We start from the raw sequence: 26,682 nt of genomic DNA, 5'->3' as shown, positions 1-26,682 counted from the left end.
GCACTCATGACACAGGGCTCCATCCGGATTCGCGGCGCGCGCCAGCACAATCTCCAGAACCTCGATCTCGACATCCGCACCGGCGAAATGACGGTGGTCACCGGGCCCAGCGGCTCGGGCAAGTCGAGCCTCGTTTTCGACACCCTCTATGCCGAAGGCCAGCGGCGCTACGTGGAGACTTTCTCCGCCTACGCGCGCCAGTTCCTGGACCGCATGGACAAGCCGGCCGTCGACAAGGTCGAAGGCGTGCCGCCCGCCATCGCCATCGACCAGACCAACCCGGTGCGCTCCTCGCGCTCCACGGTCGGCACGATGACCGAGCTGAACGACCACCTGAAGCTGCTCTTCGCGCGCGCGGCCGACCTGTTCGACCGCGAGACCGCGCTGCCGGTGCGCCACGACTCGCCCGACAGCATCTACGCGCAGATCGTCGAGCGCGCGGCCGCGGCGGGCGATCCGCGGCTGGTGGTCACCTTCCCGGTCGAGCTGCCGGCGAGCACCACGGCCGAGGAGGTCACGCAGTGGCTGTCGGCCAGCGGCTTCACGCGCGTGCAGGCCGAGCGCGAGGTGGCCACGCCCACTGGCCCGCGCAAGGTGCTCGACGTGGTGGCCGACCGCTTCCGCGCATCGAGCGCCGAGCGCTCGCGCGTGGTGGAGGCGATCGAGGTTGCGCTCAAGCGCGGCAGCGGGCGCGTCACAGTGCACGCCACCGGCTCTGAGGAAAACGCGCCAACGGACGTGTGGAAGTTCTCCACCGGCCTGCACTGCCCCGAGAGCGACATCCGCTACGCCGACCCGATCCCGTCGATGTTCTCGTTCAACTCGGCCGTGGGCGCCTGCGACACCTGCCGCGGCTTCGGCCGCGTGATCGGCGTCGACCTGGGCCTGGTCATTCCGAACGACAAGCTCACGCTGCGCGCCGGCGCCATCAAGACCATCCAGACGCCCGCCTGGAAGGAAGCGCAGGACGACCTCATGCGCCACGCCGAGGCGGCGGGCATTCCGCGCGACACGCCCTGGAACAAGCTCACCGAGGAGCAGAAGCACTGGGTGATCGAAGGCACGCCCAACTACAAGGAAGGCAACTGGAACAAGCAGTGGTACGGCGTGCGCCGCTTCTTCGGCTACCTGGAGAGCAAGGCCTACAAGATGCACATCCGCGTGCTCTTGTCCAAATACCGCAGCTACACGCCGTGCCCCACCTGCAGCGGCGCGCGCCTGAAGCTCGAGAGCCTGCTGTGGCGCATCGGCAGCAAGGAAGACGCCGACGCGGTGCTGCCGCCCGAGAAGCGCTTCATGCCCCAGGGCGTGAAATGGACGCGCGCCCAGCTCGAGGCGCTGCCCGGCCTGTGCCTGCACGACCTGATGCTGCTGCCCATCGAGCGGCTGCGGCAACTGTTCGACCGCATCGAGCACCACGGCAACGGCCAGCCGGCCAGCGAAGGCGAGCTCCAGGCGCTGAAGCTGCTGTTCGAGGAAATCACCACCCGCCTGCGCTATCTGCACGACGTCGGCATCGGCTACCTCACGCTCGACCGCCAGAGCCGCACGCTCAGCGGCGGAGAGGTGCAGCGAATCAACCTCACCACCGCACTCGGCACCTCGCTGGTCAACACGCTCTTCGTGCTCGACGAGCCCAGCATCGGCCTGCATCCGCGCGACATGAACCGCATCACCGAGGCCATGCTGCGCCTGCGCGACGCGGGCAACACGCTGGTGGTGGTCGAGCACGACCCGGCCGTGATGCTGGCCGCCGACCGCGTGATCGACATGGGCCCGGGCCCCGGCGCACGCGGCGGGCAGGTGGTGTTTGACGGCACCACGGACCAGCTGCGCGATGCCGACACGCTCACCGGCCAGTACCTGGGCGGGCGCAAGAAGATCGGCATGGGCTTCAAGCGGCTGGTGAGCGAGAACACGCACCGGCTCATCCTCGAAGGCGTGCGCGAGCACAACCTGAAGAACGTGACGGTGGAATTCCCGCTGGCGCGCCTGGTGTGCGTGACCGGCGTAAGCGGCTCGGGCAAATCGACGCTGATCCAGGACGTGCTGGCGCCCGCGCTCATGCGCCACTTCGGCAAGGCCACCGAAACGCCCGGCGCGCACGACCGCCTGCTCGGCGCCGACCACCTGGGCGACGTGGTGTTCGTCGACCAGTCGCCCATCGGCAAGACCGCGCGCTCCAACCCCGCGAGCTACGTGGGCGCCTGGGACGCCATCCGCGAAATCTTTGCCACGGCGGCGCTGTCGCGCCAGCGCGGCTACACCGCGAGCAAGTTCAGCTTCAACTCCGGCGACGGGCGCTGCCCGACCTGCGGCGGCTCGGGCTTCGAGCACGTCGAGATGCAGTTCCTTTCCGACGTGTACCTGCGCTGCCCCGACTGCGACGGCAAGCGCTACCGCCCCGAGATCCTCGAAGTGCGCGTGGAGCGAAAGGGCAAGAGCTACAACGTGGCCGACGTGCTCGAACTCACCGTGGCCGAGGCTGCGGCGGTGTTCGAGGCCGACCGCGACGTGCTGCGCGTGCTGCAGCCCATTTCCGACGTGGGCCTGGACTACGTCAAGCTCGGCCAGCCCGTGCCCACGCTCAGTGGCGGCGAGGCGCAGCGGCTGAAGCTCGCGGGCTTCCTGGCCGAGGCCGCGAAGAACGCGACCGCCAGCAAGCAGTCGGTGGCGCGCAAGGGCACGCTATTTTTGTTCGACGAGCCGACCACCGGCCTGCACTTCGACGACATCGCGCGGCTCATGCGCGCGCTGCGCAAGCTGCTCGAGGCCGGTCATTCGCTGATCGTGATCGAGCACAACCTCGACGTGATCCGCGCGAGCGACTGGCTCATCGACCTCGGCCCCGAAGGCGGCGAGGGCGGCGGCCAGGTGGTGGCCGAGGGCACGCCCGAGCAGCTGCGCGAGAACCGCGCCTCGCTCACCGGCGCCGCGCTGGCCGACTACGAACTCGCCATCGGCCCCGAGGCCTACAAGGTGGCCGAGCGCGCCGCGCGCCGCTACATCGCCAACGCACAGAAGGCGCCGGGCGCCGATGCGGTGCAGATCGTCAACGCGCGCGAGCACAACCTGAAGAACCTGAGCGTCGACATTCCGCGCGGCAAGTTCAGCGTGGTGACGGGCGTGAGCGGATCGGGCAAGTCGACGCTGGCCTTCGACATTCTTTTCAACGAGGGGCAGCGCCGGTACCTCGAATCGCTCAACGCCTATGCGCGCAGCATCGTGCAGCCGGCGGGCCGGCCCGAGGTGGACGCGGTGTACGGAATTCCGCCGACGGTGGCCATCGAGCAGCGCCTGTCGCGCGGCGGCCGCAAGAGCACGGTGGGCACCACCACCGAGGTCTGGCACTTCCTGCGCCTGCTGTACGTGAAGCTGGGCATCCAGCACTGCATCCACGACGGCGCGGCCGTGCAGCCGCAGACGCCCGACAGCATCGCCGCGCAGCTGATGCGCAACTTCAAGGGCCAGCACATCGGCCTGCTCGCGCCGCTGGTGAGCAACCGCAAGGGCGTCTACACCGAGCTGGCCGATTGGGCGCGCCCGCGCGGCTTCACGCACCTGCGCGTGGACGGCGAGTTCCTGCCGACCACCGGCTTCCCGCGCATCGACCGCTTCAAGGAGCACAGCATCGAGCTGCCCGTGGCCAGCCTCGACGTGCTGCCTTCGAAGGAGAACGAGCTGCGCGAGGCGCTGGCCAAGGCGCTCGAGCACGGCAAGGGCGTGGTGCATGTGCTCAGCGATCTCGACGGACTGCGCGCCGCGATGATGGCCGGCGTGTCCACCGCAGGCATCGGCCGCGTGAACGTGTTCTCCACGCTGCGCGCCTGCCCGGTGTGCAGCACCAGCTATGCCGAACTCGATCCGCGCCTCTTCAGCTACAACAGCAAGCACGGCTGGTGCCCCGACTGCGTGGGCACCGGTGTCAAGCTCAGCAAGGACCAGCGCAAGGTGTTCGACGACTCCGTGCTGGCCGACGACAACAAGGGCCGCGAGCAGACCTTCGCCGAACCCGAGGTGGAAGACCTGGCCGACGTGGCCTGCCCCACCTGCGAGGGCACGCGCCTGAACGCCACGGCGCGTGCCGTGGGCTTCGGCACCGCGGCCGACGGCTCGGGCGGCATCGGCATCACCGAGCTCGCGCGCATGAGCGTGACCGAGGTGCGCCAGTGGTTCGAGGGCCTCGCGCTCAGCGGCCGCGAAGCCGAGATCGCGCGCGACCTGGTGCCCGAGATCCGCAGCCGGCTCGAATTCCTGGAAGAAGTGGGCCTGGGCTACCTCACGCTGGACCGCGGCGCGCCCACGCTCTCTGGCGGCGAGGCGCAGCGCATCCGCCTGGCGGCGCAGCTCGGCAGCAACCTGCAGGGCGTGTGCTACGTGCTCGACGAGCCGACCATCGGCCTGCACGCGCGCGACAACCAGATCCTGCTCGACGCGCTGCACAAGCTCGGCGACAAGGGCAACACGCTGGTCGTGGTTGAGCACGACGAGGACACCATCCGCCGCGCCGACCACATCATCGACATCGGCCCGAGCGCCGGCAAGCGCGGCGGCCGCCTGGTGGCCGAGGGCACGGTGGCCGACATCCAGAAGGCCGACGATTCGCAGACCGGCCGCTACCTGCGCGACGCCATCCGGCACCCGCTGCACGCGCGCCGTCTGGTGCCGTCGCCCGACCCGAAGGCCGAGAAGAGCGGCGAATGGCTCACCGTGCACGGCGCCAACCTGCACAACCTGCAGGACGTGACCGCCACGCTGCCGCTGCAGCGCCTCGTGGTGGTCACCGGCGTCAGCGGCTCGGGCAAGTCCACGCTCGCGCGCGACGTGCTGCTGGCCAACGTGCAGGCCATCGTGGTGCAGCGCTCGACCAAGGCGGGCCGCGACGCCGACGCCGCAGGCAAGCGCCCGGCGTGGGCGGGCTGCCGCAAGGTCGAGGGCTACGAGACCATCGACCGCGTGCTCGAGGTCGACCAGACGCCCATCGGCAAGACGCCGCGCAGCTGCCCGGCCACCTACATCGGCTTCTGGGACACGATCCGCAAGCTCTTCGCCGACACGCTGGAGGCGAAGGCGCGCGGCTACGGTCCGGCGCGCTTCAGCTTCAACACCGGCGAAGGCCGCTGCCCGGGCTGCGAGGGCGCGGGCGTACGCACCATCGAGATGAGCTTCCTGCCCGACGTGAAGGTGCCCTGCGAGGTCTGCCACGGCGCACGCTTCAACCCCGAGACGCTGGCCGTGAGCTGGCGCGGCAAGAGCATCGGCGACGTGCTGAAGATGGAAGTCGACGAGGCCGTCGAGTTCTTCGCGAGCATGCCCAACATCAGCCACCCGCTGCAGCTGCTGAAGGACGTGGGCCTGGGCTACCTCACGCTGGGGCAGCCCTCGCCCACGCTCTCGGGCGGCGAGGCGCAGCGCATCAAGCTGGTGACCGAACTGAGCAAGGTGCGCGACGACATCACCCGCCGCGGCCAGAAGGCGCCGCACACGCTGTACGTGCTCGACGAGCCGACCGTGGGCCTGCACATGGCCGACGTCGAGAAGCTGATCCACGTGCTGCACCGGCTGGTGAACGGCGGCCACAGCGTGGTGGTGATCGAGCACGACCTCGACCTGATCGCCGAGGCCGACTGGATCCTCGACCTCGGCCCCGAGGGCGGCGGTGCCGGCGGGCGCGTGGTCGCGGCGGCGCCGCCGGAAGAAGTGGTGCGGCTGGGCACGCACACGGGCGTGGCGCTGAAGCCGGTGCTGGCGCGCTGAGCGTTGCCGCTCAGGCGGCGGCTTCCGAGCGGACGGCCTCGCGCAATGCCTCCAGGCAGGCGGCCACGGCCGGCCTGTCGCTGTCCGCGCCCAACAGTGCGCCGATGCCTTCGAGCTCGCCGCCGAACTCGTAGGCCACGCGCGCGACCAGTCCCCACTGCACGAAGGGCCCGATGACGCTGCGGGGCACCAGCGTCAGCACGCTGTCGCTGCGCAGCAGCTCGAGCACCAGCGGCAGCGAGGTGCTGGAGACCGGATGAAGCTCGGGTTTCGGCGCGTCGGGTGCGTCGAACAGTGCATCGAACACGCTGCGTATGCCGATGCCCTGGACCGGCAGCATCCACCGCGCGGCACGCAAGTCGGCCAGCGTCGGCTGGGTCTTGCGCACGAGCGGATGGCTGCGGCCCGCGACGATCCAGGGGACGTCGGGCGCGAACTGCTCGAAGGTGCAGGGTGCGGGCAGCTCGTGCGGCCGGCGGCACAGCGCCATGTCCACGCGGCCGGACATCACGTCGGCCAGCAGCTGGTCGCCGGGCGCCTCCAGCACTTCGATGCGCAATGTCGGGTGGCGCGCCGCGAACGACGGCAGCATCCGGCACAGCAGGCCGGCGACCCCGGCCGTGATCGCACCCAAGCGCAGCACGCCGCCCGCGCCCGCCTGCAGCGCGTGCACCGTGTCGGCCGAGGCCCGCAGCGCGCTCAGCGTGTTGCGCGCCATCGGGGCCACTGCGCTTCCTGCCGCCGTGAGCCGCATGCCGCGCACGTGTCGCTCGAACAACGGCGTGCCGAGCAGGCCTTCGATGTCGGCCAGGGCCTGTGTTGCGGCGGGCTGGCTCATGCCGATCTGTTCGGCCGCGCGCCGCACGCTGCCCGAATCGGCGACGGACACCAGCAGCTGCAGGTGGCGCAGGCGTCCTTTCGCGACCAGTCGGGCGTAGAGGACGGAAGAGGAGGGCGTCACCATGGACATCGCGGGCTTCGTGGGGTATTGGATTTGCTTATCGGAATGGCCATCAATCTATTGGAAGCCGATCGATGGCGTCAACATAATCCGGCCACTTTCGGCTTACACGGATCACCGACCCCATGCAGTTCACACGTCGCCGGCTTGCCGCCATCTCGGCAGCCTTGCTGGGCCTTTTGGCGCTTCCGGCTCTCGCGCAGGACAGCTACCCGCAGCGTCCGGTCAAGTTGATCGTGCCGTTCGCGCCCGGCGGCTCGACCGACATCGTGGCTCGCCTGGTGGCCGACAGGATGCAGGCCACGCTGGGCCAGCCGGTGGTTGTGGACAACCGCACGGGCGGCGGCATGATCGGCTCCGAAGCCGTGGCCCGCGCCGAAGCGGACGGCTACACCGTGGGCATCGGCACCGCGAGCACGCTGACGGTGAACCCGATCCTGCTGAAGGCGAACCGCGTCGATCCGCTGAAGGACCTGGCGCCGATCACCATGCTGGCGACCGTGCCGACGGTGTTCATGGTGCATCCGTCGTTCACAGGACGCAGTTTCGAGCAGGTGGTGGCCGAGGTGCGCGCCAAGCCGGACTTCTACAACATCGGCTCGGCGGGCACCGGCTCCATCAGCCACCTGCTGATCGAGGCGATGAATACCGATCTCAGGTTCAAGCTGCGCCACGTACCGTATCGCGGCATGGGGCCGGCCCTGACGGCGGCGCTGTCGGGCGAGACCGAGGTGTCGATCGACCAATACCCTTCGTCGGCCGCGCACATCAAGAGCGGCAAGCTGTTGCCTTTCGCCGTGGGTGCGCCGAAGCGGCTGGAGGCGCTGCCTTCCGTGCCTACGCTCAAGGAGCTCGGCCAGCCGGATCTCAACGAGCTCTCCATGACGTGGTTCGGCCTGGTCGCACCGGCGAAGACGCCGCCCGCCATCCAGAAAAAGCTGCACGACGCGGCCGTGGCCGCGCTGCGCGACCCGGCGTTGGCCGCACGCCTGAAGGAACTGGGTGCGGACGCGGCCGCAGGTTCTGCCGAGGCCTTCCGCGCGAAGATCGAGAGCGGGCTGGCGCGCAACCGGCGCATCGTCCAGGCCGCGGGCATCAACCCCGAATGAGCGACAACACCATGAACATATTCAGCACGCGTTTCTCGCTCGCCGGCATTGCCGAAAGCATCGATGCGCAATCGCGGCGCGAGCATGCCGAAGTGGTCGCGTGGCGCCGCCACATGCACCGCCACCCCGAGCTGTCGTTCAAGGAAGTGGACACCGCCAACTTTCTCGAGCGCGAACTTGCCGCCATCGATGGGCTGGAAGTGAGCCGGCCCACGCCGACCAGCCTGCTGGCGCGGCTGGCGGGCGGCAGGAAAGGGCGCACGCTGGCGATGCGCGCGGACATCGATGCGCTGCCCCTGCAGGACCAGAAGAGTTGCGACTACGCATCGGGCAATCCCAACGTCATGCACGCCTGCGGCCATGACGGCCACGCGGCGATGCTGCTTGGCTCGGCGCGCATCCTCGCCGGCCTGCGCAGCCAGGTGCCGGGCGAGGTGCGCTTCTTCTTCCAGCATGCCGAGGAGCAGCATCCGGGCGGCGCCCAGCAGATGGTGGACGCGGGCGTGATGAAGGGCGTCGACCAGGTGATCTCGGCGCATGTCTTGTCCACGCTGGACACGGGCAGCATCGCCGTGCTCGACGGCCCGGCGCTGGCCAGTTCCGACCGCTTCGTGCTGCGCGTGCGCGGCCGCGGCGGCCATGCGGCCAACCCCGACCGCTCCATCGACCCGATCATGATCGGCGCGCAGATCGTCTGCAACCTGCAGGCCGTGGTCTCGCGCAACGCCGATCCGCACGAGGCGGTGATTCTCTCGGTTACGCGCTTCGACGGCGGCACCGCCTTCAACGTGATTCCCGATACGGTGGAACTGTGGGGCTCGGTGCGCTGCTTCAACGAGCGGGTGCGCGAGCTGGTGCCGGCTCTGGTGGAGCGCATCGCCAACGGCGTCGCCGGGGCGCATGGGGCTTCCTGCGACCTGGACTACATCCGCGGCTACAGCCCGGTGGTCAACGATCCGGCCGTGGCCGAGCGGATGCGCGCGGTGGTGGAGCAGGGCATTGCGACGGCAGCGTTGCAGCCTATCCGCCCCCTGCCGAACAGCGAGGACTTCAGCGCCTTCCTGAAGCATGCGCCGGGCGTCTACGTGTTCATCGGGGCGCGCAGTGCCGCCAAGGGCATCGTGCATCCGCACCACCATCCGCATTTCGACTTCGACGAAGACGCGCTGCTGCACGGCGTGCAACTGTTCGCGAACGCGCCTTTCCACCTGAACGCATAGGCCTTTCGAGGGTATCGCCAAGGTCATGCAAAGCGGCGCACAATGGCTCTCAACCCTTGGCGCAGGCGCATCCTGAATCAGCCATGGTGGAGTAAACATGTGATGGGATGAAGCGCCGCGGCGGGGCTACGCAAGGAGCCATGTCATGACCCGCTTCATCGATGTTCACAGCCTGGTCCGCCTGGTGGACGAGACCGGTGTCCCGCAGTTCCTCACCGCGCTGGCCGACGCGCTGCGCGACGACTTCATGCGGTGGCGCGAGTTCGACAAGAAGGCGCGCGTGGCCAGCCATTCGCACCTCGGCGTGATCGAGCTGATGCCGGTGGCCGACGACGGCGCCTACGCATTCAAATACGTCAACGGGCATCCGCACAACACGCAGGTCGGGCTGCCGACCGTGATGGCCTTCGGCGTTCTGGCCGAGGTCGACACGGGCTACCCCGTGCTGCTTTCCGAACTCACGCTCACCACCGCGCTGCGCACGGCCGCCACCTCCGCCATGGCCGCGAAGGCGCTGGCGCGGCCCGATTCGCGCAGCCTCGCGCTGATCGGCAACGGCTCGCAGAGCGAGTTCCAGGCGCTGGCCTTCCATGCGCTGCTGGGCATCGAGGAGGTGCGGGTGTACGACATCGACCCGCATGCCACCGACAAGCTGGTGCGCCACCTCGCGGCCTGCACGCCGCTGGAGATCGTGCGTGCCCGCTCGGTGGCCGAGGCGGTGCGCGGCGCGGACATCGTCACCACCGTCACCGCCTACCAGGGGCGCGCGACGGTGCTCACGCCCGAGATGATCGAGCCGGGCATGCACATCAACGCGGTGGGCGGCGATTCGCCCGGCAAGACCGAGCTGCATCCGGGCGTGCTCGGCAAGGCGCGCGTGTTCGTCGAGTACGAGCCGCAGACGCGCGTGGAGGGCGAGATTCAGCAGGTGGCCGCCGACTTCCCGGTGCACGAGCTCTGGCGCGTGCTGCTCGGCGAAGTGCCCGGGCGCGAGAGCGCTGCGCAGGTCACGCTTTTCGACTCGGTGGGCTTCGCGCTGGAGGACTACACGGCGCTGCGCTACATCCAGCGCATCGCCACCGAGCGCGGCATCGGCCGGCAGATCGCGCTGGTGCCGGAGCTCGACGATCCGAAAGACCTGTTCGGGCTCACGGCCTCGGGACGGCGCCGGGCGGTGCTGCGGCGTGCGGCATGATGGGCGGCTTCGCCACAGCCGCTCCGGCCTTCCATCTTCATGCTCACCATCTACAACGACCAGCACGTTCTCCATCAGGGCAAAGTCGAGATGTTCCGCGGCGAGCTCGTGCCGTGCTTTGAGGTGCCCGCCCGCGTCGACCATGTGAGGCATGAGCTGGAGCGCAGGCGCATCGGGTCGCTGCAGGCGCCCGATGAAACCTTCGACGAGGCGCTGCTGGCAAAGGTGCATGCGCCGCGCTACCTGGACTTCATCGCGCACGCGTGGGACGAGTGGGTGGCGCTGGACCCGTCCAACGCGACGCGCGATGCGCTGCCCTCGTACTGGCCCACGCGCGGCATGCGCAGCGACGTGCTGCCGAAGAGCTTTCCGGCGCGCCTGGGCCTCTTCTCCTTCGACGCGGGCACGCCGCTGATGGCCGGCAGCTGGGCGGCCGCACGCCACGGTGCGGCCTGCGCGTGGACCGCGGCGCAGCGCGTCATCGGTGGCGAGCGCGCCGCTTTCGCGCTGACGCGCCCGCCGGGCCACCACGCGGGCGCCGATTTCTTCGGCGGCTACTGCTTCCTGAACAACGCCGCCGTGGCGGCACAGGCCCTGCGCGACGCGGGCATAGAGCGCGTCGCCGTGCTCGACGTCGACTACCACCACGGCAACGGCACGCAGGCCATCTTCTACGAGCGCGACGACGTGCATTTCGCGAGCCTGCATGGCGATCCGCTGACCGACTATCCCTACTACCTGGGCCATGCCGACGAGCGCGGCGCCGGACGCGGTGAGGGCTTCAACCACAACCTCCCGCTGCCGCGCGGCACCGACTTCACCGCGTGGCGCGCCGCGCTGAAGACCGCGCTGGCCCGCATCGCCGAAGTGAAGGCCGGCGCGCTGGTGGTCTCGCTCGGCGTCGACACCTTCGAGGGCGACCCGATCTCCGGCTTCAGGCTCAGGAGCGACGACTACCTGCGCATGGGCGAGGACCTGGCGCGCGCCGGGCTGCCGACGGTGTTCGTCTTCGAGGGCGGCTACGCGGTGGCGGAGGTGGGCGTCAACGCGGTGAACGTGATCGAAGGCTTCGCGCAGGCCTAGCAACTGACGCGCAGGCGACTCGAACGCCGGAATTCGCCCCGGTTTCCCACGGAAATCAGGGCAGCCCCGATTGCCTTCGCCGATGCGGCGGGGCCCAATCGGCGCTTTTCTCTCGTCAGGATCCAGTCAGCCATGCTCCGCCGCTCCACCTTTCTCCGTACCGCCGCCGCCATCGCCGCAGCCGGTGGCCTCGCCCTTCCGATGGCAGCGTTCGCGCAGGCCTTTCCCGCCAAGCCCGTCAAGCTGGTGATCGCCTTTCCGGCGGGTGGCCCGACCGACATCACCATGCGCCAGCTCGCCGAGAACGCGAGCAAGATCCTCGGCCAGCCGGTCATCATCGACAACAAGCCCGGCGCCGGCGGCACGCTGCCCGCGCAGGCGCTGCAGACCGCGCAGCCCGACGGCTACACCGTCGCGCAGATCCCGCTGGGCGTGTTCCGCCTGGGCTACACCACCAAGATCAACTGGGATCCGCTCAAGGACATCACCTACGTCATCAACGTCACCGGCTACGCCTTCGGCATCGTCGTGCCGGCCGACAGCCCCTTCAAGACCTGGGCCGACTTCGTCGCCTACGCCAAGGCCAACCCCGGCAAGCTCACCTACGGCTCCACCGGCACGCTGACCAGCCCGCACCTGACCACCGAGATCGTCGCGCAGAAGGCCGGCATCCAGCTGCAGCACGTGCCCTACAAGGGCAGCGCCGACCTCATGCTCGCAGTGGTCAGCGGCCAGCTGATGGCCGCGGCCGACAGCACCGGCTTCGCGCCGCAGGTCGAGGCCGGCAAGCTGCGCGTGCTCAACACCTGGGGCGAGAAGCGCCTGGCCAAGTTCCCCGACGCGCCCACGCTGAAGGAACTGGGCTACGACGTGGTGCAGAACTCGCCCTTCGGCATCGGCGCCCCCAAGGGCACGCCGCCCGAGGTGGTGAAGAAGCTGCACGACGCCTTCAAGCAGGCGATGGAAGAGCCCAGCTACGTGGCCGCGCTGGGCCGCTACGACATGCTGCCGAACTACATGAGCTCGGCCACTTACACCAAGTTCGCGCAGGAGACGGTGGTGAAGGAGAAGGCGATCATCGAGAAGCTGGGGTTGGCGAAGGAAGTCAAGACGAACTGAGGACGAACAACTCGTCCACCAGCCGGCCCGCCAGCTCCGGCTTCACCCCGTCTCCGCCAAACACCAGCCGGAACACGATCGGCGCGATCAGGTGATCGATCACCTGCTGCGGCTCGGGCGCGCGCTCGCCCCGGGCGCGCGCCTGCTCGACCAGCGTCAGCGCTTCCCTGCGGCGGTTGCGCAGGCAGTCTGTGTCGGAGTTGCCGTTGGCCAGCGCGGCCGCGGCTTTCAGCAGCGAGGTGTTGCAGGGCCTAGAGAGGTGCTCGATGAGTTCGCGCGCCCAGGCTTCGAGGTCGGCGCGCAGGGTGCCGGTGTTCGGCAGCGGGCGGTTCGGGTCGAGCCGGTGGGTGGCGGTTTCGGCCAGCAGGCCCTGCAGGTCGCCCCAGCGGCGATAGATGCTCGATGCGCTGACGCCCGCTCGCTCGGCCACAGCGGGCACGGTGACGCGCTCCCGTCCCTGTTCGGCCACGAGTTCCTCGAGGGCTGTGCGCACGAGCGCCTGCACCTGGGCGCTGCGGCCGCCGGGGCGCTTGTTGGGGAGGGCGGTGTCGGTCATGGCGATGAACTTTAACGCAAAGATATTTGCTTTAGTGGATTTACAGTTCTAGAATCACAAAAGCAAAAAAAGTTGCGTTAAGGATTCGCCATGCCGTCCTCCTGCCCCGAACTCGCTTCCGCCACCGCCGAGATCGCCGCCCGCTCCAGGCCGTGGCGTCTGCCTCAGCGCGCAGCCTTTCCGCTGCTGGCGGCGGTGCTGTTCGCCTTCTTCTTCGCGGCGGCCGCGCCTTCGCCGCTCTTCGTGGTGTTCCAGCACGCCTGGCACTTCTCGTCCTCGCTGCTCACGGTGGCCTTCGCGGTCTACGCGATCGCGCTGCTGGTGTCGCTGCTGGTGGCGGGTTCGCTGTCGGACCACATCGGGCGGCGCCCGGTGGTGCTGGCGGCGCTGGTGCTTCAGGCGGTGGCGATGGGGCTCTTCCTGCTCGCGAACGGCATCGGCGGGCTGATCGTCGCGCGCGTGGTGCAGGGCATCGCCACCGGCATCGCGAGCGGCGCGCTGAGTGCGGCGGTGGTCGAGGCGGCGCCGGCTTCGCGCAAGCGGCTGGGCGCGCTGATCACTAGCGTGTCGCCGCTCGCGGGCCTTGCGCTGGGCGCGCTGCTGACGGGCGTGGCGGTGAAGTTCTCGGTGCAGCCGGTGATGCTGGTGTTCGGCGTGCTGGCCGCCGTGTTCGCGCTGGGCGCAGCCGTGGTGCTGTGGATGCCCGAGACGGTCACGCCGCGCGCCGGCGCGCTTGCCTCGCTGGTGCCGCGCGTGTCCATTCCCGCCAAGGCCCGCGCCGAGTTCGCGCGCGGGCTGCCGGTGTTCGTCGTGGTGTGGGCACTCGGCGGGCTGTACCTGTCGCTGGCGCCTTCGCTGATGCTGCACGTGTTCGGCATCGACAACGGCGTGGTCAACGGCCTGACCGTGGCGGTGCTCTCGGGCATGGGAGCCATCGCGCCGACGCTGCTCGGCCGCTTCGCGGCACCGCGGCCGGCCATCGCCGGCATGGCCAGCATCGCGCTCGGGCTGGTGCTGCTGCTGGCTGCGCTCGCGACGCGCTCGCTCGCGCTCTTCTTCATCGGCACGGCGGTGGCGGGCATCGGCTTCGGCGGCGCGTTCTCGGCGCTGGTGCAGACGCTGGCGCCGATGGCGCAATCGCACGAGCGCGGCGAACTGTTCGCGGCGATCTTCGTGGTGAGCTACCTCGCGTTCAGCCTGCCTGCGATGCTCGCGGGCTTCCTGGTGGCGCCGCTGGGATTGCTGAACACGGCCGAAGGCTATGCAGGGGCGCTGCTGCTGATTGCGGCCTTCGGCACCTGGAGCCAGTGGGCCTTGCTGCGTCGGATGCGGCGCGAGCTGCCTGTGAGTGACTGAGCGGCGGGATCGGTTCGGGTCGAGCAATGGTCGGGTCTGGGCTTCTGGCTCGAAGCCCCAATCACCAACGACGACGCTACCGGCATTCCATCTGCCGCCGCCGCTCGTCCGTGAGCAGGCCTCAGCGCGCCGAGAGAATCGCGCGCGCCGCCTCGGCGAAGCCCGTCCCGCGCTCGGCCTGCGTCACGTAGTGCGGCAGGTGCTCGAGCTGCGGCACGAAGCGCGCGACGTTCGCCACGCCGATGCTGTGCGCGAAGCTGCGGAACATCAGCTGGTCGTTGGTGGAGTCGCCCACGTAGGCCCAGCGGTCCGTCTCGGCGTCGAGCGCGCGGCCCCACAGCTCGCGCACGATCCAGCGCGCGCCTTCGAGCTTGTCGTTGTCGCCGTACCAACCGTTGACGTGGATGCTGCTCACGGTGGCGTGCATGCCCTCGCCGCGCATCAGCGCCACCACCTGCGCGATGGTGGCGTCGCTCAATTGCACGAACTCGCTGTGGTCGATGGCGATGTCGGTCTCGCGCCCCGGCGAGTCGGTGGCGCGGCCCACGCCCGGCAGCTCGCGCTCGATGCGCTCCAGCACCGCCTGCATGCGCGCGAAGTTGGCCGCGCGCGTGGGCTCGTCCTGCTGGTAGCGCTTCTCGACCTTGCCATCGGCCGAGGGCAGCAGCGCGACCGCGCCGTTCTCGGCCACGATGGCATCGACCGGCCAGGCGTTGACGAAGGGCAGGCTCCAGCCGACTGGCCGGCCCGTGATCGCCACCACCGAGAGGCCTGCGGCCTTGAGGTCGCCCAGCGCCTGCAATGCATCTGGCGTGATCGCGCCCTCGTGCGTTAGCGTGTCGTCGATGTCGGTGAACACGCCGATAAGCCCGGCACGCGCAGTCTCGGGCCAGTCGGCCAGCGGCAGCAGATGATGAGGCGAGGAGGGCAGGGAAGGCGGCTGCGAAGGCATGGCGGAAAGAATGCGAAAAGGAGCGGCGATCGTACCGGCGCTTTCGTGTAGCATCCCGCCCCCGCCGTGCCATCGAGGCCGGCGCGGCGCCTTCCATGCCCCACATCCTCGTCGACGACCTTCGCAAGACCTACCGCATTTCCGAACGCGACCCGGGCGTGATCGGTGCGCTGCGCGGCCTCGTGCGGCGCCGCCACCGCACGGTGGAGGCGCTGTCGGGCGTGTCGTTCGCGCTGGAGCGCGGCGAGCTGCTGGGCTTCATCGGACCGAACGGCGCTGGCAAGTCGACCACCATCAAGATCCTCTCGGGCATCCTGCGGCCCGACGGCGGGCGCGTGGAGATCGACGGGCGCGACCCCTTCGCCGACCGCGAGCGCCACGTGGCGCGCATCGGCGTGGTCTTCGGCCAGCGCACGCAGCTGTGGTGGGACCTGCCCGTGGGCGACGGCTTCGACCTGCTGCGCGACATCTACCGCGTGGACCCGGCACGCTATCGCCGCACGCGCGACGAGCTGGTGGCGCTGCTGAACCTGGAGCGCGTGCTCGCGCAGCCGGTGCGGCAGCTCTCGCTGGGCCAGCGCATGCGCGCGGAGATCGCGGCGGCGCTGCTGCACGAGCCGGACATTCTCTTTCTCGACGAGCCCACCATCGGCCTCGACGCACCTTCCAAGCTGGCCGTGCGCGACTTCGTGCGCCGCGCCAACAGCGAGCGCGGCACCACCGTGCTGCTGACCACGCACGACATGCACGACATCGAGGCGCTGGCCCGCCGCGTGATCATCGTCGGCCACGGCCGCGTGCTGGCCGACAGCCCGGTCGAGGCGCTGCGCGCGCAGGTGATGGCCGAGCGCCGCCTGGTGGTCGACTTCGCGCAGGGTGCCGAACTGCCCGCGCAGGTGGAAGGCGCGCGGGTGCATTCGCGCGACGGCCAGACGCTGGTGCTCGATTTCGACCCGGCCCGCACTGCGGCGCCCGCGCTGATCGCGCGCATCGCCGCCGCGCATGCGGTGGAGGACATCCGCCTCGAAGGCCTGGCGATCGAGGCCGTCATCGCGCGCTTCTACGCCATGCACGGAGCGGCTGAGGCATGACGGCGATGTGCACGCACGATCTTGCGCGGCCCTACATCGCCGCCTTCGCATCACGCTTCCAGCAGATGCTGCAGTACCGCACCGCCGCGCTCGCCGGCTTCGCCACGCAGTGCTGGTGGGGCGGCATCAAGGTGATGGTGTTCGCGGCCTTCTACGGCCACGCGGCCACGACGGGGGCGAGCACGCCGATGTCGCTCGCCCAGGCCATCACCTACACCTGGCTCGCGCAGGGGCTGCTCGTGCTGCTGCCCTGGCTGGGCGACCCGGAAGTGGCACAGGCGGTGCGCACCGGCGCCGTCGCCTACGACCGCCTGCGGCCCGTCGACGCCTACGCGCTGTGGTTCGCGCGCAGCGCCGGCTGGATCGCCGCGCGCGTGCTGCCGCGCGTGGCGCTGATGGCGGCCTTCGCGATGGTCGCGCTGCCGGTGCTCGGGCTGGGCGAGTGGGCCTGGCAGCTGCCTGCGGGCGTGGCGGCGGGGCTCGCCTTCGTGCTCTCGGCCGTGCTCGCGCTGCTGCTGTCGACGTCGATGGTGATGCTGCTGAACGTGGCCGCCACCGCCGCACTCAACGAACGCGGCATCAGCGCGGTCGCCACGCCGGTGGTCATCGTGTTCTCGGGCAACCTGCTGCCGCTCGCGATGCTGCCCGACGCTTGGCAGACCGCGCTGCTGCTGCAGCCGCTGGCCGGGCTGATGGACATTCCGGCGCGGCTCTACTTCGGGCAGCTGCAGGGCTGGCAGGCGGTGGGAGGACTCGGTCTGCAGGCCTTCTGGATCGCGGTGCTCGTGGCGCTGGGGCACCTGGCGATGGGCCGCACCATGCGCGGGCTGCAGGTGCAGGGCGGATGAAGGTGGTGAGGGCAATGGGATCGCTTCCGCTCTTCTTCCGGCTGGTGGGCGCCTCCCTCGGCGGCCAGGCGCGCTACCCCGCCTCGGCGCTGATGCTGACCGTCGGCCAGTTCCTCGGCACCGGCATCGAGGTTGTCGCCGTGTGGGCGCTGTTCCACCGCTTCGGCGACGTGCAGGGCTGGCGCATCGGCGAAGTGGCGTTGTTCTACGGCCTGGTGAACTGCATGTTCGCGCTGGCCGATGCGCTGGGCCGCGGCTTCGACGTGCTCGGCACCGAGTTTTTGCGCACCGGCGCCTTCGACCGCCTGCTGCTACGGCCTCGTCCGCTCGCGCTGCAGCTGATGGGCAACGACTTCCGCATCAGCCGCCTGGGCCGGCTGATGCAGGGGCTGGCGATGGTGGCGTTCGCGACACAGGAGATGGGCATCGCGTGGACGCCGGGCGCCGTCGCCATCGCGCTGCTCGCCATCGCGGGCGGCGTGGCGCTGTTCCTCGGCATTCTGGTGCTGCAGGGCACCCTGGCCTTCTGGACCGTCGAGAGCCTCGAGATCGCGAACGTGCTGACCTACGGCGGCGTGCAGGCGGCGCAGTATCCGCTGGCGCTCTATGCGCGCTGGTTCCGGCGCGTGCTGACCTTCATCGTGCCGCTGGCCTGCGTGGCGTACTACCCGGTGCTGGCGATCCTGGGGAAGGCCGATCCGCTGGGGGCGCCGGCGTGGGTGGGGCTGGTGTCGCCGCTCGCGGGGTTCGTGTTCCTGGCGGCGGCGTTCGGGGTGTGGCGCGTCGGGTTGCGCCGCTATGCGTCGACCGGGAGCTGACCCGGTCCAGGTGCTCAGCCCGCGCTCTGCAGCGCCAACCCCGCATGCTCGCGCAGCGGATGGAAGTGGATCTTCGGAAACCGCTCCTGCGCCAGCCGAACGTCGTAAGGCGACGTGCACAAAAAGGCCAGCGTATCCGCCGCGTCCTTCGCCATGCGCTGCGGGTAAGCGTTCACGAACTCGCGCAGCTCGGCCGGCGTGTCGGCCGTGATCCAGCGCGCGCCCGTGTACTGGCAGCCTTCGAGCCGCACGTCGGCGTCGTACTCGGCCTTCAGGCGGTGCTGCACCACTTCGAACTGCAGTTGGCCGACCGCGCCCAGAAGCATCGGGCCGCCGATCTCGGGGCGGAAGACCTGGATCGCGCCTTCCTCGCCGAGCTGGGCCAGGCCCTGCTGCAGCTGCTTGGTGCGCAGCGGGTTCTTCAGGATCACGGTCATGAAGAGCTCGGGCGCGAAGAAGGGCAGGCCGGTGAACTGCAGGCTGGCGCCGTCGGTGATGGTGTCGCCCAGCTGCACGCCGCCGTGGGTGGTGAAGCCCACGATGTCGCCCGCGTAGGCCTCTTCCACCGCCTCGCGGCGCTGGCTCATGAAGGTCACGACGCTGGTGGGGCGCAGTTCCTTGGCGGTGCGCTGCACCTTCAGCTTCATGCCCGGCGTGTACTTGCCCGAGGCCATGCGCACGAAGGCGATGCGGTCGCGGTGGTTGGCGTCCATGTTGGCCTGCACCTTGAAGACCACGCCCGCGAAGTCCTTGTCCTCGGGCTGGATCTCCTTGGTCACCGGCTGGCGGTTGACCAGCGTGGTGCTGACGCGCGAGCGTGGCGAGGGCGCCAGGTCGACCAGCGCGTCGAGCACCTCCATCACGCCGAAGTTGTTCACACCGGAGCCGAAAAACACGGGCGTCTGCTTGCCGGCCAGGAAGGCCTCGCGGTCCCAGGCGGGCGACGCGCCGGTGGCGAGCTCCATGCTTTCCATGGCGGTCTCGAAGTCGGCGCCGAAGCGCTTGACCAGCGTGTCGCGCTCGGAAAGCGCAATGGTCTCGAAGTCCTGCGGCAGGCGCTCGCTGCCCGACTCGAACACCGTCATCGCCTGCGTGCGCAGGTTCATGATCCCGCGGAAGCTCTTGCCCTGGCCCACCGGCCAGGTCATGGGCACGCAGGGCATGCCGAGCTCGCGCTCCACCTCGTCGAGTATGTCCAGCGGCTCGCGCACTTCGCGGTCCATCTTGTTGACGAAGGTGATGATGGGCGTGTCGCGCTGGCGGCAGACCTCGATCAGCCGCCGCGTCTGCGCTTCCACGCCGTTGGCCGCGTCGATCACCATCAGCGCCGAGTCGACGGCGGTGAGCACGCGGTAGGTGTCTTCGGAGAAGTCCTTGTGGCCGGGCGTGTCGAGCAGGTTGATGACGTGGTCGCGGTAGACCATCTGCATCACCGACGAGGCCACCGAGATGCCGCGCTGCTTCTCGATCTCCATCCAGTCGGAGGTGGCATGGCGCGAGGCCTTGCGGGCCTTCACCGAGCCGGCGATCTGGATCGCGCCGGAGAAAAGCAGCAGCTTTTCGGTCAGCGTGGTCTTGCCGGCGTCAGGGTGGGAAATGATCGCGAAGGTGCGGCGGCGGCGGGTTTCGGCTACGAAGGGCGATGACACGGGGAACTCCAAGAACCCGTGATTTTCGCAGACTGGGCCGAAGCGGTCGGACGGGTCAGTCGGCCAGGCCTATGTGCAGGTTGTCGAAGGGCCATGGCGCCTGCATGAGCGCGATGACACCGTTCTGGGCCAACTGGTATCTCGTCCCGGTGCTATCGGTGCCTTCTCGCACCTGCGCGTTGCCTGAGATGCCCTGCATTTCGAGCGCCAGCGAGCCGGAAGTGCCGTCTGGCCGCGAGTAGCTGGTCGCGTAGCGGGTCGCGTCGAGGGATGCGGTTCCGAATGTGCCCCCCGTCGAGGCGATATGCATGCGCATCGCAGGCCAGTACACGGGGTTTGTCACACCCGTCGGCCGCGGAAAGCCGGTGTTGAGTGTCCAGATCGGGTATGGGAAAAGCGGGGAGCTTGGCGCAATGTACGGTGAGTAGGACTCCGAGGCCTGCAGCATGACGTTCCGGCCATCGATGCGGGCAACTCGTCCGGTGAAAGACGTCTTTTCGTCCCGGGTAAACACCCAGATGCCAGGCGACGCGCCTGGGGAGATGGCGTAGTCGCCCAGGCTCGCCTCAGGGAGACAGGCTATGGTCGCGGGGAGACATTGCCTTGCGACCGTTCCCGCCGCATCGATGTAGAGCTGCCAGTAGGCACCCGGATGCGTGAGGTTGTTGCTGCCTCCCGCCGTAACGATCACATCGTAGGTGCCGGCCAGTCCGCTCCTTTGAGTCACGAAAGAGCGTACGGCAATGAAGGGCTGGACCGCGTAGGCGACGGGATTCGACTTGAAGAGAGCGAATGGAAATCCTCCGACGATGGCGTCGATCTTGGTCCTGAAGCGCGCGGTGTTGGATGCGGCCGTGATGCGCCTGTTCGCGAAGATGTAGGTCCCGGGGTCGTTCGGGTCTTCGCTGAAGGTGCCTGTGGTTGCGTCGCCACCGGGGGCCGTCATCGTGTAGAGCTTCTTGTCGAAGTCGATGTCCAGCGTCTGCTCGGTGCCGTTGGTCGTGAACACCGTGTAGTGTCCGTTCCGGGCGTTCCAGCTGTCCTTGTAAAGGCTGACTTCCATGTAGCCACGGGCGTTCTCGATGGGACGCCCGATGACGACCGAAAGGGTGCCGTTGAACATCGCGTAGTACCTCTTGGTGCCCGCGGAGTTCAGTAGCCGGACGCCTTGCGGTCTTCCGATCGATGCCAGCGGGAGGCTGAGTTCATCGACAGTTCCTTCCGGCGTGACCGCTGTGCGGATCGAGTCCCAGTTGTCGAAGACATTGGCTCCCCAACTGCCATTGGTTGCCGCGCCGATGTACCTGGTCTGGGTCCAACCGGAGACAGGGGCGTCCGGCAGGCCGACCTGGAAGACGCGGGTGTCGGGGGCTGTGTCGGTGTACCCGCCCGAGAGCAGGATGTTCTGTCCGCCGATTCGGGCCATGCGGAACTGGAGGACGTCGGCGGGCGAACTGCTGGTTCCCGCCCACGTGAAATCCGGCGAGGCCGTGATGGCGTACGTCCGCTTCAAGATGGTGGGGCAGGAATCGAGGCTGTGGAGGTCCTGGTAGCCGAAGCACGTTTCAAGCGTTGTGCCGTGCCCCGTGATGCGCATCGTGAGAGCCTGCGAGTCCGACGTTCCATCGCTCTTGCGGATGATGCCGAAGCTGTTGTAGTTGCCATCGAGTTGCACCGGGTCCGTGACGAAGGCGCGTGCCGCGACGAACGGCATCACCTGATAGGCCGTGGGGTTCGACCAAGGTTTCTCGAAAGGAAAGGCGCCGACGACCGCATCTGGAGCGAGACGGAAGCGTGCCGTGTTGGCGGGGCTCGTGATGCGGCTGCTTGCGAAGACGTAGGTGCCCGGCTCCGCGGGGTCTTCGCTGAAAGTGCCGGAGGTGGCCTGGCCGCGGTCGTCCGTCAGCGTGTAGCTTCGGGTGTCGAAATTGATGCCGAGCTTTTGGCGTGTGCCGTTGGTGCCGTCGGCAGCGTAGAGGTAGTAGACGCCGCTGCGTGGGTCGTGGCTGTTCGAGAGTGCGGTGGCGGCTCGGCGATCAAAAGTCGCAGCGCTCGATTGCTGGGTCTCGACGAGATATGCCGCTTCGTCGGACCGCATGGCCTCTTTCGCCGACTCGACTGCGTTGGCGCTCTTGACCGTGCCGACGCTCGTTGCCATCGGCGCGCTTGCGCCGCCGCTGCCGTTTTCGCCACCTCCACATCCCTGCAAGCCAAGGCATGCGAATGCCGCGCACAGAAGCGCTCGGCAGGACCGGATCTTGTATTTCATTTTTTTCTCCCTCGCGCGATTGCGGGCCCGCGGCCCCCGAGTCAAGGTTGCGCTCGCTTGCGATGCAGCGAAAGCCGCTTTCTGCAGCGCCTCGGCGCCCCTGCAGGATGGTCCGGCTGCATTGACTGTTGGCAGCCCGCCATCAATCTACGAGGCCAATATGCAGCTTGCTCCCATCGCCGTTCGACGGCATCGCGAAAACGAAACGGCCATCGTTGATCGCCAGGTACGGTGTTCCGGCCGTGTCGGTACCGATCTTGACCCGTTCATTGTTCGTGACCGGTCCAAGCGTCAGCGCGAACGGCCCTGTCGTTCCATCTGCTTTCCTGTAAGTCCCGCCATAGCTTGTGGGACTGGTCAGCAACGACCCCAGTTCGCCAGCGCCCGAATAGCTGTGGACGCTGTTGCCGAGCCATGTGCTCGAACTCGTGGCAGGCTGACGTATGCCGAGCATGAGGTAGGAGCCGAGCTTGTCGTCGCTTCCGTAGAACTCAAAGTCAGACGCCACCAAGACCTTGCGAGTTCCCACGTTTGCTATGTGGAAGGGGGTAAGCATGACGCCGCCTCCAGAAAACAGATACCAGGAGGTTGACGACGCCGCCACGACGTAAGCGCCCGGAGTGGCCTCGTCGACGCAGGTCGTGACCGGGGCGAGCTTGCAGACTTGCGCCCGATGGCCGTCTGCTGCGATGACGAGGCGCGCCATGCTGGACGAGAAGTACGGCGGCGCGACGGCAGTCGGCATCCCCGCCACCATCAAGTCATAGCTGCCAGGCAAGTCGGAGGGGCTTGTGACCAAGCTGCGTACCGCGATGAAGGGCTGTACCTGATACCTGGGTGTGGCGAGGGCTCCTGCGTAGAAAGGAAAGGCGCCAACGATGGCGTCTTCAGTGATACGGAACCGTGCCGTGTTCAACACTGTTCCAATGCGCGGACTGGAAAAGACATAGGAGCCAGGATCTGCAGGATCGGGGCTGAACGTGCCGGCGCTGGCATTCGAAAAGGACTCATCCATCTGATAAGTGCCTGCATCGAAGTCGAGAGTCAGCTTTACGTCTTTGCGTTGGACCGAGAAGGCTCTGTAGCTACCGCTGCGAGGGTCGACCCCTCCGTTGTCCTTGAACAAGCCGATCTGGATGTAGCCCTGTGTGCCGGGATTGCGGGCGCCGACGATCACAGAAAGTACGCCATTCTGCGTCGCGAAATATCTGTCCGTGCCGGTGCTGTTGATCGGGTGGATGCCCTGCGCGCCGTTGGAAGCCGCGTCGCTCACTGGTAGCGTGAGGCTGGCGGAGGCGCCCGTCGAGTCGAAACTGGTGCGTGTGGTGCTGGCCGGACCGATGAGGTTTGTTCCCCATCGGCCATCGGAAGAGCTGCCGACATACCGCGCAGTGGGCCAGGTGGTTGTGTCGCGCAGCGCGATGCGGAACGGGCGTATGTCAGGCGCCGTGGCGCTGCTGCCTCCGAAGAGAACCACATTCTGTCCGTCGATCCGAGCCATCCGGAACTGCAGTACGTCACTTGGCGCGGCGATGTTGATGCCGGTCCACGCGTAATCGGCAGCGGGCGTGAGCGCGAAAGTACGTAGCGACTGGCACGCTTCCACGTAGTAGATGACATTATCCAGGCACAACTCAAGCTGCGTGCCCCTTTTCGAGATACTCATCGCCAGGATCTGGGAGTCCGCCGTACCGTTCTTGTTCAGGCTGATGCCCAGGCGGTTGTATTCGCCGTCCAGCTGGGAGGGGTCGGTGACGAAGGCCCGCGCTGCGATGAAGGGTGCGACCTGGTAGGTGACCGGATCCGACCATGGCTTCTCGAACGGAAACGCCCCGACGATCGCATCGGTCGTGATGCGGAAGCGCGCCGTGTTCACTGCGCTGGTGATTCGACTGCTTGCAAAGACATAGGTGCCGGGTTCCGCCGGGTCCTCGCTGAAAGTGCCGGACGTGGCGCTCCCCTTGCTGTCGACCAGCGAATAGCTCTTCGTATCGAAGTTGATCCCGAGCTTCTGCCTAGTGCCGTTGCTGCCGTCGGCGGAATAGACGTAGTACGCGCCGTTGCGCGGATCGCCTGCGTTCAGGCGCGGCACGACGGAGGAAGGGTCGAGTGCGGGGCTGGTCGCCTGCTGCGCAGTCAATCCGGGGTCGTCCTCGATGCCTGGCGCCTGGAGGGCGCCGGAGGCCACCTCTGCGCCGGCGTCGCCCTTCATCGCCGTGGATACGCCTCCCGCGCCAGCGCTTCCACCTGCGCTTCCGCCACCGCCACCGCATCCTGCGAGGCCCAATACCAACGCGAGAAATGCACCACGCGTCCACGCGTTGATGTGTTCGGGCTTCATGCTCATTGATCCGCTCCCTCAACCAAGAAAATTCCGAAATCGATACCGAAGCCCGAACCGTTCGACATGACTACGAGCCCCTTGCTCTGCATGACGATGTAGCGTGGGCCGATGCCTGGTTCAAGGCCGATGCCGCGCAGGCCCTGGGGCGTGGTCAGGTCGGCAGGCGTGAGCGCAAGGCGCTCGGTGCCCTGGGTGCCGTCGGCGTGTGCCACCGTGCGGTCGAGCCACGAGGAGTCCAGCCCCACGCTGTTCCAGGAACTGTTGGAGGGATAGCCGGCCACGCGCCGCGTGGACGCACCTCGGGCCACGACGGATGGCCATGCGTCGCTGTCTTCCAGGCCGATGCTGAAGGTCTTGTTGGCCCACGAGTCGTACTGCGCACCCACGTAGACCTTCTGACCAGCCATTTCCATGATGCTGAAGCCGTACTTCCGTGCGAAGTTGGGCGAACTCGGCGGCACGCCCGGAATCTCGGCCGTCCAGTTGCCGCTTGCGGCACCGGGCGATATCGCAAAGACCGTTTTCAGTTCGGCCGGGCAGTTGTCGATGGTGTAGCGCGCCTGCCAGCTCGCGTCGTCGTCGCATATCTGCAGGCTCGTGCCGTTGTTGGCGATCCTGACCTGCCGCGCCACTCGCTTGTTTGCCGAGTAGTTGTCCGAGGTCAGCGTGAACTGGTTGTAGGTGCCATCGATTGCGGATTGCGCGGTTGCAAGCGCGCTTGAGCCGATGAAGGGTTGGACCTGGAACAGGTCCCCGAGTGGCCTGGTCGGGAAGGGAAATGCACCTACCACCGTATTTTTCGCGAGGCGGACCCGCGCCGTATTGACGGCGGCGTCGATGCGGACGTTGCTGACGATGTAGGTGCCCGGCTCGGCGGGATCCTCGGCGAGTGTGCCGCTCGTCGACACGCCGGCCTCGTCCGCTGTGCCGTAGCTCTTCGCCGCGAGGTCGATGCTCAGGGTGTGCCGCGAGCCGAATGCTGCAAAGACCGAATAGGTGCCGCTGTTCGGTCCCCGGCTGACGGGGCCGTCGATCAGTCCGATCTGCAGGTAGCCCCGCGTGTCCAGGTTGGCGGGGGTGCCCACCAGCGCGACCAGTTTCGTGTTCCGGATGGCGAAGAGCCTGGCGTTTCCCGCGCCGTTGATCTGCTGCACGCCCTGCGTGCCCGCCACGACTTTCGCGTCGTAGGCGAAACCGCTGGTCGTCGTGTCTGGCCGGCGGGTGTTGGTGCTGTACATTGGGGCATCGGTCACGGCGATGCCGTAGCTGCCGTCCGATGCGTATACCCGCGCCTTGAGTGTTTCCTGTGCGCTCGGAATGTCAGAAAAGCCTATGCTCAGCCGCTGGTAGTTCTCGGGTGGGTAGCCGGGAGTCGAGAACGGATTGGCAGCCAGGAATACGTTCTGGCCCCCGATGCGCGCCATCCGGAATCTGAACTTGTTGCCCGGGAAGCCAACATTCGCGGCGAGCCATGCGCCGGAGGGGTCCTTGCTGATCGTGTAGTTCTCCACCCCGGCACCGGCGCATCCGCCGCTGGAGAAGACGAGATCGTTCATACAGAACTTCAATCGTGCACCGTTGCCTTCGATGCTGATCTGCTGGATTTGCGAGCTTGAATAGCCTTTGGGTGGCCCGACCGCGACACCGACGACGTTGTAGATGCCGTCGAATTGCTTCGGATCGTCCACGAAGGAACGGAGCGCCAGGAAAGGCTGCACCGCGTACGTGGGCGAAGCCGAATCGCCTTGCCTGAACGGGAAGCCGCCCAGAATGACTCCGTCCGTTGTCTGGAAGCGTGCCGTGTTGACCTGTGCGGTGATTCGCGGACTGTTGAAGATGCCGACATCGGCTTCCACGGCATCGCGGCTCAAGGTTCCAGCCGTCACCTGCATGGAGGCGTCGGTCATCGCGTACGTGCCGGTGTCGAAGTTGATCGACAGCACCTGCTCGGTCCCGTTGGCTGCGTAGACCGTGTAGACCCCGTTGCGGCTGTCGTCGCCGGCAGGATTGCGGCTCAGGCCGGCAGGCCGGGTCTGGTCCCGGTCTGCATCCACGACTTGCGCCAGGATTGCTTCGCTGTCGTCCTGCTTGCCGGCAGCCTGAAAGCTATAGGTAGCTGCTTCGTCACTCTTGCGTGCGCCTTGGGCAGAGGCACCGGTCACCGGCGACGGCGCTCCTGTTGCTCCTTCGTTTCCCCCTCCACACGAGGCGAGGCTCATGCACAGCACGACCGCGCCTCCGAGCGCGGCGAGTGTTCTTTTCATTGCTTGCTTCTCCGGATCGGCTCTTTGATGCGGGTGGGCATCGGCCTGGGTGCTCCCTCCGAGCACTTGTGCCGGAATCGTATCTACGATT

General features: G+C 67.9%; 17 protein-coding genes. 10 read left to right on the top strand and 7 right to left on the bottom strand.

What is annotated here, in order from left to right; all coding sequences use genetic code 11:
- The first annotated feature begins 6 nt into the window (after positions 1-6).
- Complete coding sequence (gene uvrA / locus FHT32_RS05200; protein WP_176663623.1) at positions 7-5,757, top strand: excinuclease ABC subunit UvrA; 5,751 nt, start codon at positions 7-9, stop codon at positions 5,755-5,757.
- Positions 5,758-5,767: 10 nt separating this feature from the next.
- Here the strand turns inward: uvrA and FHT32_RS05195 are convergent, their stop codons facing one another.
- Complete coding sequence (locus FHT32_RS05195) at positions 5,768-6,727, bottom strand: LysR family transcriptional regulator (RefSeq protein ID WP_176663526.1); 960 nt, start codon at positions 6,725-6,727, stop codon at positions 5,768-5,770.
- 116 nt (positions 6,728-6,843) lie between these two features.
- Between FHT32_RS05195 and FHT32_RS05190 the strand changes: the two genes are divergently transcribed.
- From FHT32_RS05190 to FHT32_RS05170, 5 genes are all read left to right on the top strand, one after another.
- Positions 6,844-7,827: a tripartite tricarboxylate transporter substrate binding protein gene (locus tag FHT32_RS05190; protein ID WP_176663525.1), complete on the top strand. Its 984-nt coding sequence runs from the start codon at positions 6,844-6,846 to the stop codon at positions 7,825-7,827.
- A gap of 11 nt (positions 7,828-7,838) precedes the next feature.
- Positions 7,839-9,047 carry an amidohydrolase gene (locus FHT32_RS05185; protein ID WP_176663524.1) on the top strand — a complete coding sequence of 403 codons (1,209 nt, stop codon included), beginning with the start codon at positions 7,839-7,841 and terminating at the stop codon, positions 9,045-9,047.
- Between the two features lie 145 nt (positions 9,048-9,192).
- Positions 9,193-10,242, top strand: coding sequence for an ornithine cyclodeaminase (locus FHT32_RS05180; protein ID WP_176663523.1), 1,050 nt, complete (start codon positions 9,193-9,195; stop codon positions 10,240-10,242).
- Positions 10,243-10,281: 39 nt separating this feature from the next.
- Entirely contained in the window at positions 10,282-11,325 is a 1,044-nt protein-coding gene (locus tag FHT32_RS05175; RefSeq protein ID WP_176663522.1) for a histone deacetylase family protein, read from the top strand.
- A gap of 132 nt (positions 11,326-11,457) precedes the next feature.
- A complete protein-coding gene (locus FHT32_RS05170; RefSeq protein WP_176663521.1) occupies positions 11,458-12,444 on the top strand; it encodes a tripartite tricarboxylate transporter substrate binding protein in 987 nt (328 codons plus the stop codon).
- Here the strand turns inward: FHT32_RS05170 and FHT32_RS05165 are convergent.
- Positions 12,431-13,000, bottom strand: a complete 570-nt coding sequence (locus FHT32_RS05165; RefSeq protein WP_176663520.1) for a TetR/AcrR family transcriptional regulator — start codon at positions 12,998-13,000, stop codon at positions 12,431-12,433. The two genes, FHT32_RS05170 and FHT32_RS05165, sit on opposite strands and share 14 nt — an antisense overlap.
- A gap of 90 nt (positions 13,001-13,090) precedes the next feature.
- On the opposite strand from FHT32_RS05165, the gene FHT32_RS05160 reads away from it, so the two are divergent.
- Entirely contained in the window at positions 13,091-14,356 is a 1,266-nt protein-coding gene (locus FHT32_RS05160; RefSeq protein WP_176663519.1) for an MFS transporter, read from the top strand.
- Positions 14,357-14,477: 121 nt separating this feature from the next.
- On the opposite strand, the gene FHT32_RS05155 is transcribed toward FHT32_RS05160, so the two are convergent.
- Positions 14,478-15,308 (bottom strand): HAD-IIB family hydrolase, encoded by an 831-nt coding sequence (locus FHT32_RS05155; protein ID WP_176663518.1) that lies wholly within the window; start codon positions 15,306-15,308, stop codon positions 14,478-14,480.
- 95 nt (positions 15,309-15,403) lie between these two features.
- Here FHT32_RS05155 and FHT32_RS05150 point away from each other — a divergent pair, with 95 nt between their 5' ends.
- The 3 genes from FHT32_RS05150 to FHT32_RS05140 are packed head-to-tail and all read left to right on the top strand — an operon-like array spanning position 15,404 to position 18,065.
- Positions 15,404-16,399, top strand: coding sequence for an ATP-binding cassette domain-containing protein (locus FHT32_RS05150; RefSeq protein ID WP_176663517.1), 996 nt, complete (start codon positions 15,404-15,406; stop codon positions 16,397-16,399).
- Positions 16,396-17,247, top strand: a complete 852-nt coding sequence (locus tag FHT32_RS05145; protein ID WP_371132129.1) for an ABC transporter permease — start codon at positions 16,396-16,398, stop codon at positions 17,245-17,247. Before FHT32_RS05150 ends, FHT32_RS05145 begins: the two co-directional genes overlap by 4 nt.
- A 14-nt stretch (positions 17,248-17,261) precedes the next feature.
- Positions 17,262-18,065, top strand: a complete 804-nt coding sequence (locus tag FHT32_RS05140; RefSeq protein WP_176663516.1) for an ABC transporter permease — start codon at positions 17,262-17,264, stop codon at positions 18,063-18,065.
- Positions 18,066-18,079: 14 nt separating this feature from the next.
- Here FHT32_RS05140 and FHT32_RS05135 read toward each other — a convergent pair whose 3' ends face one another.
- The 4 genes from FHT32_RS05135 to FHT32_RS05120 all read right to left on the bottom strand — a co-directional run bounded on the left by FHT32_RS05135 (position 18,080) and on the right by FHT32_RS05120 (position 26,591).
- Positions 18,080-19,714 carry a peptide chain release factor 3 gene (locus FHT32_RS05135; RefSeq protein WP_176663515.1) on the bottom strand — a complete coding sequence of 545 codons (1,635 nt, stop codon included), beginning with the start codon at positions 19,712-19,714 and terminating at the stop codon, positions 18,080-18,082.
- A gap of 55 nt (positions 19,715-19,769) precedes the next feature.
- Positions 19,770-21,983, bottom strand: coding sequence for a hypothetical protein (locus FHT32_RS05130; protein WP_176663514.1), 2,214 nt, complete (start codon positions 21,981-21,983; stop codon positions 19,770-19,772).
- Between the two features lie 142 nt (positions 21,984-22,125).
- Positions 22,126-24,330 carry a hypothetical protein gene (locus tag FHT32_RS05125; protein WP_176663513.1) on the bottom strand — a complete coding sequence of 735 codons (2,205 nt, stop codon included), beginning with the start codon at positions 24,328-24,330 and terminating at the stop codon, positions 22,126-22,128.
- Positions 24,327-26,591, bottom strand: coding sequence for a hypothetical protein (locus tag FHT32_RS05120; protein ID WP_176663512.1), 2,265 nt, complete (start codon positions 26,589-26,591; stop codon positions 24,327-24,329). The genes FHT32_RS05125 and FHT32_RS05120 overlap by 4 nt, the downstream gene beginning before the upstream one ends.
- Between the last annotated feature and the right edge of the window lie 91 nt (positions 26,592-26,682).

The organism is Variovorax sp. SG517, assembly GCF_013376045.1.
Taxonomy (GTDB): domain Bacteria; phylum Pseudomonadota; class Gammaproteobacteria; order Burkholderiales; family Burkholderiaceae_C; genus Variovorax.
The sequence above is the reverse complement of the archived record's forward strand: the minus strand, read 5'-3'. Positions and strand labels throughout refer to the sequence as shown.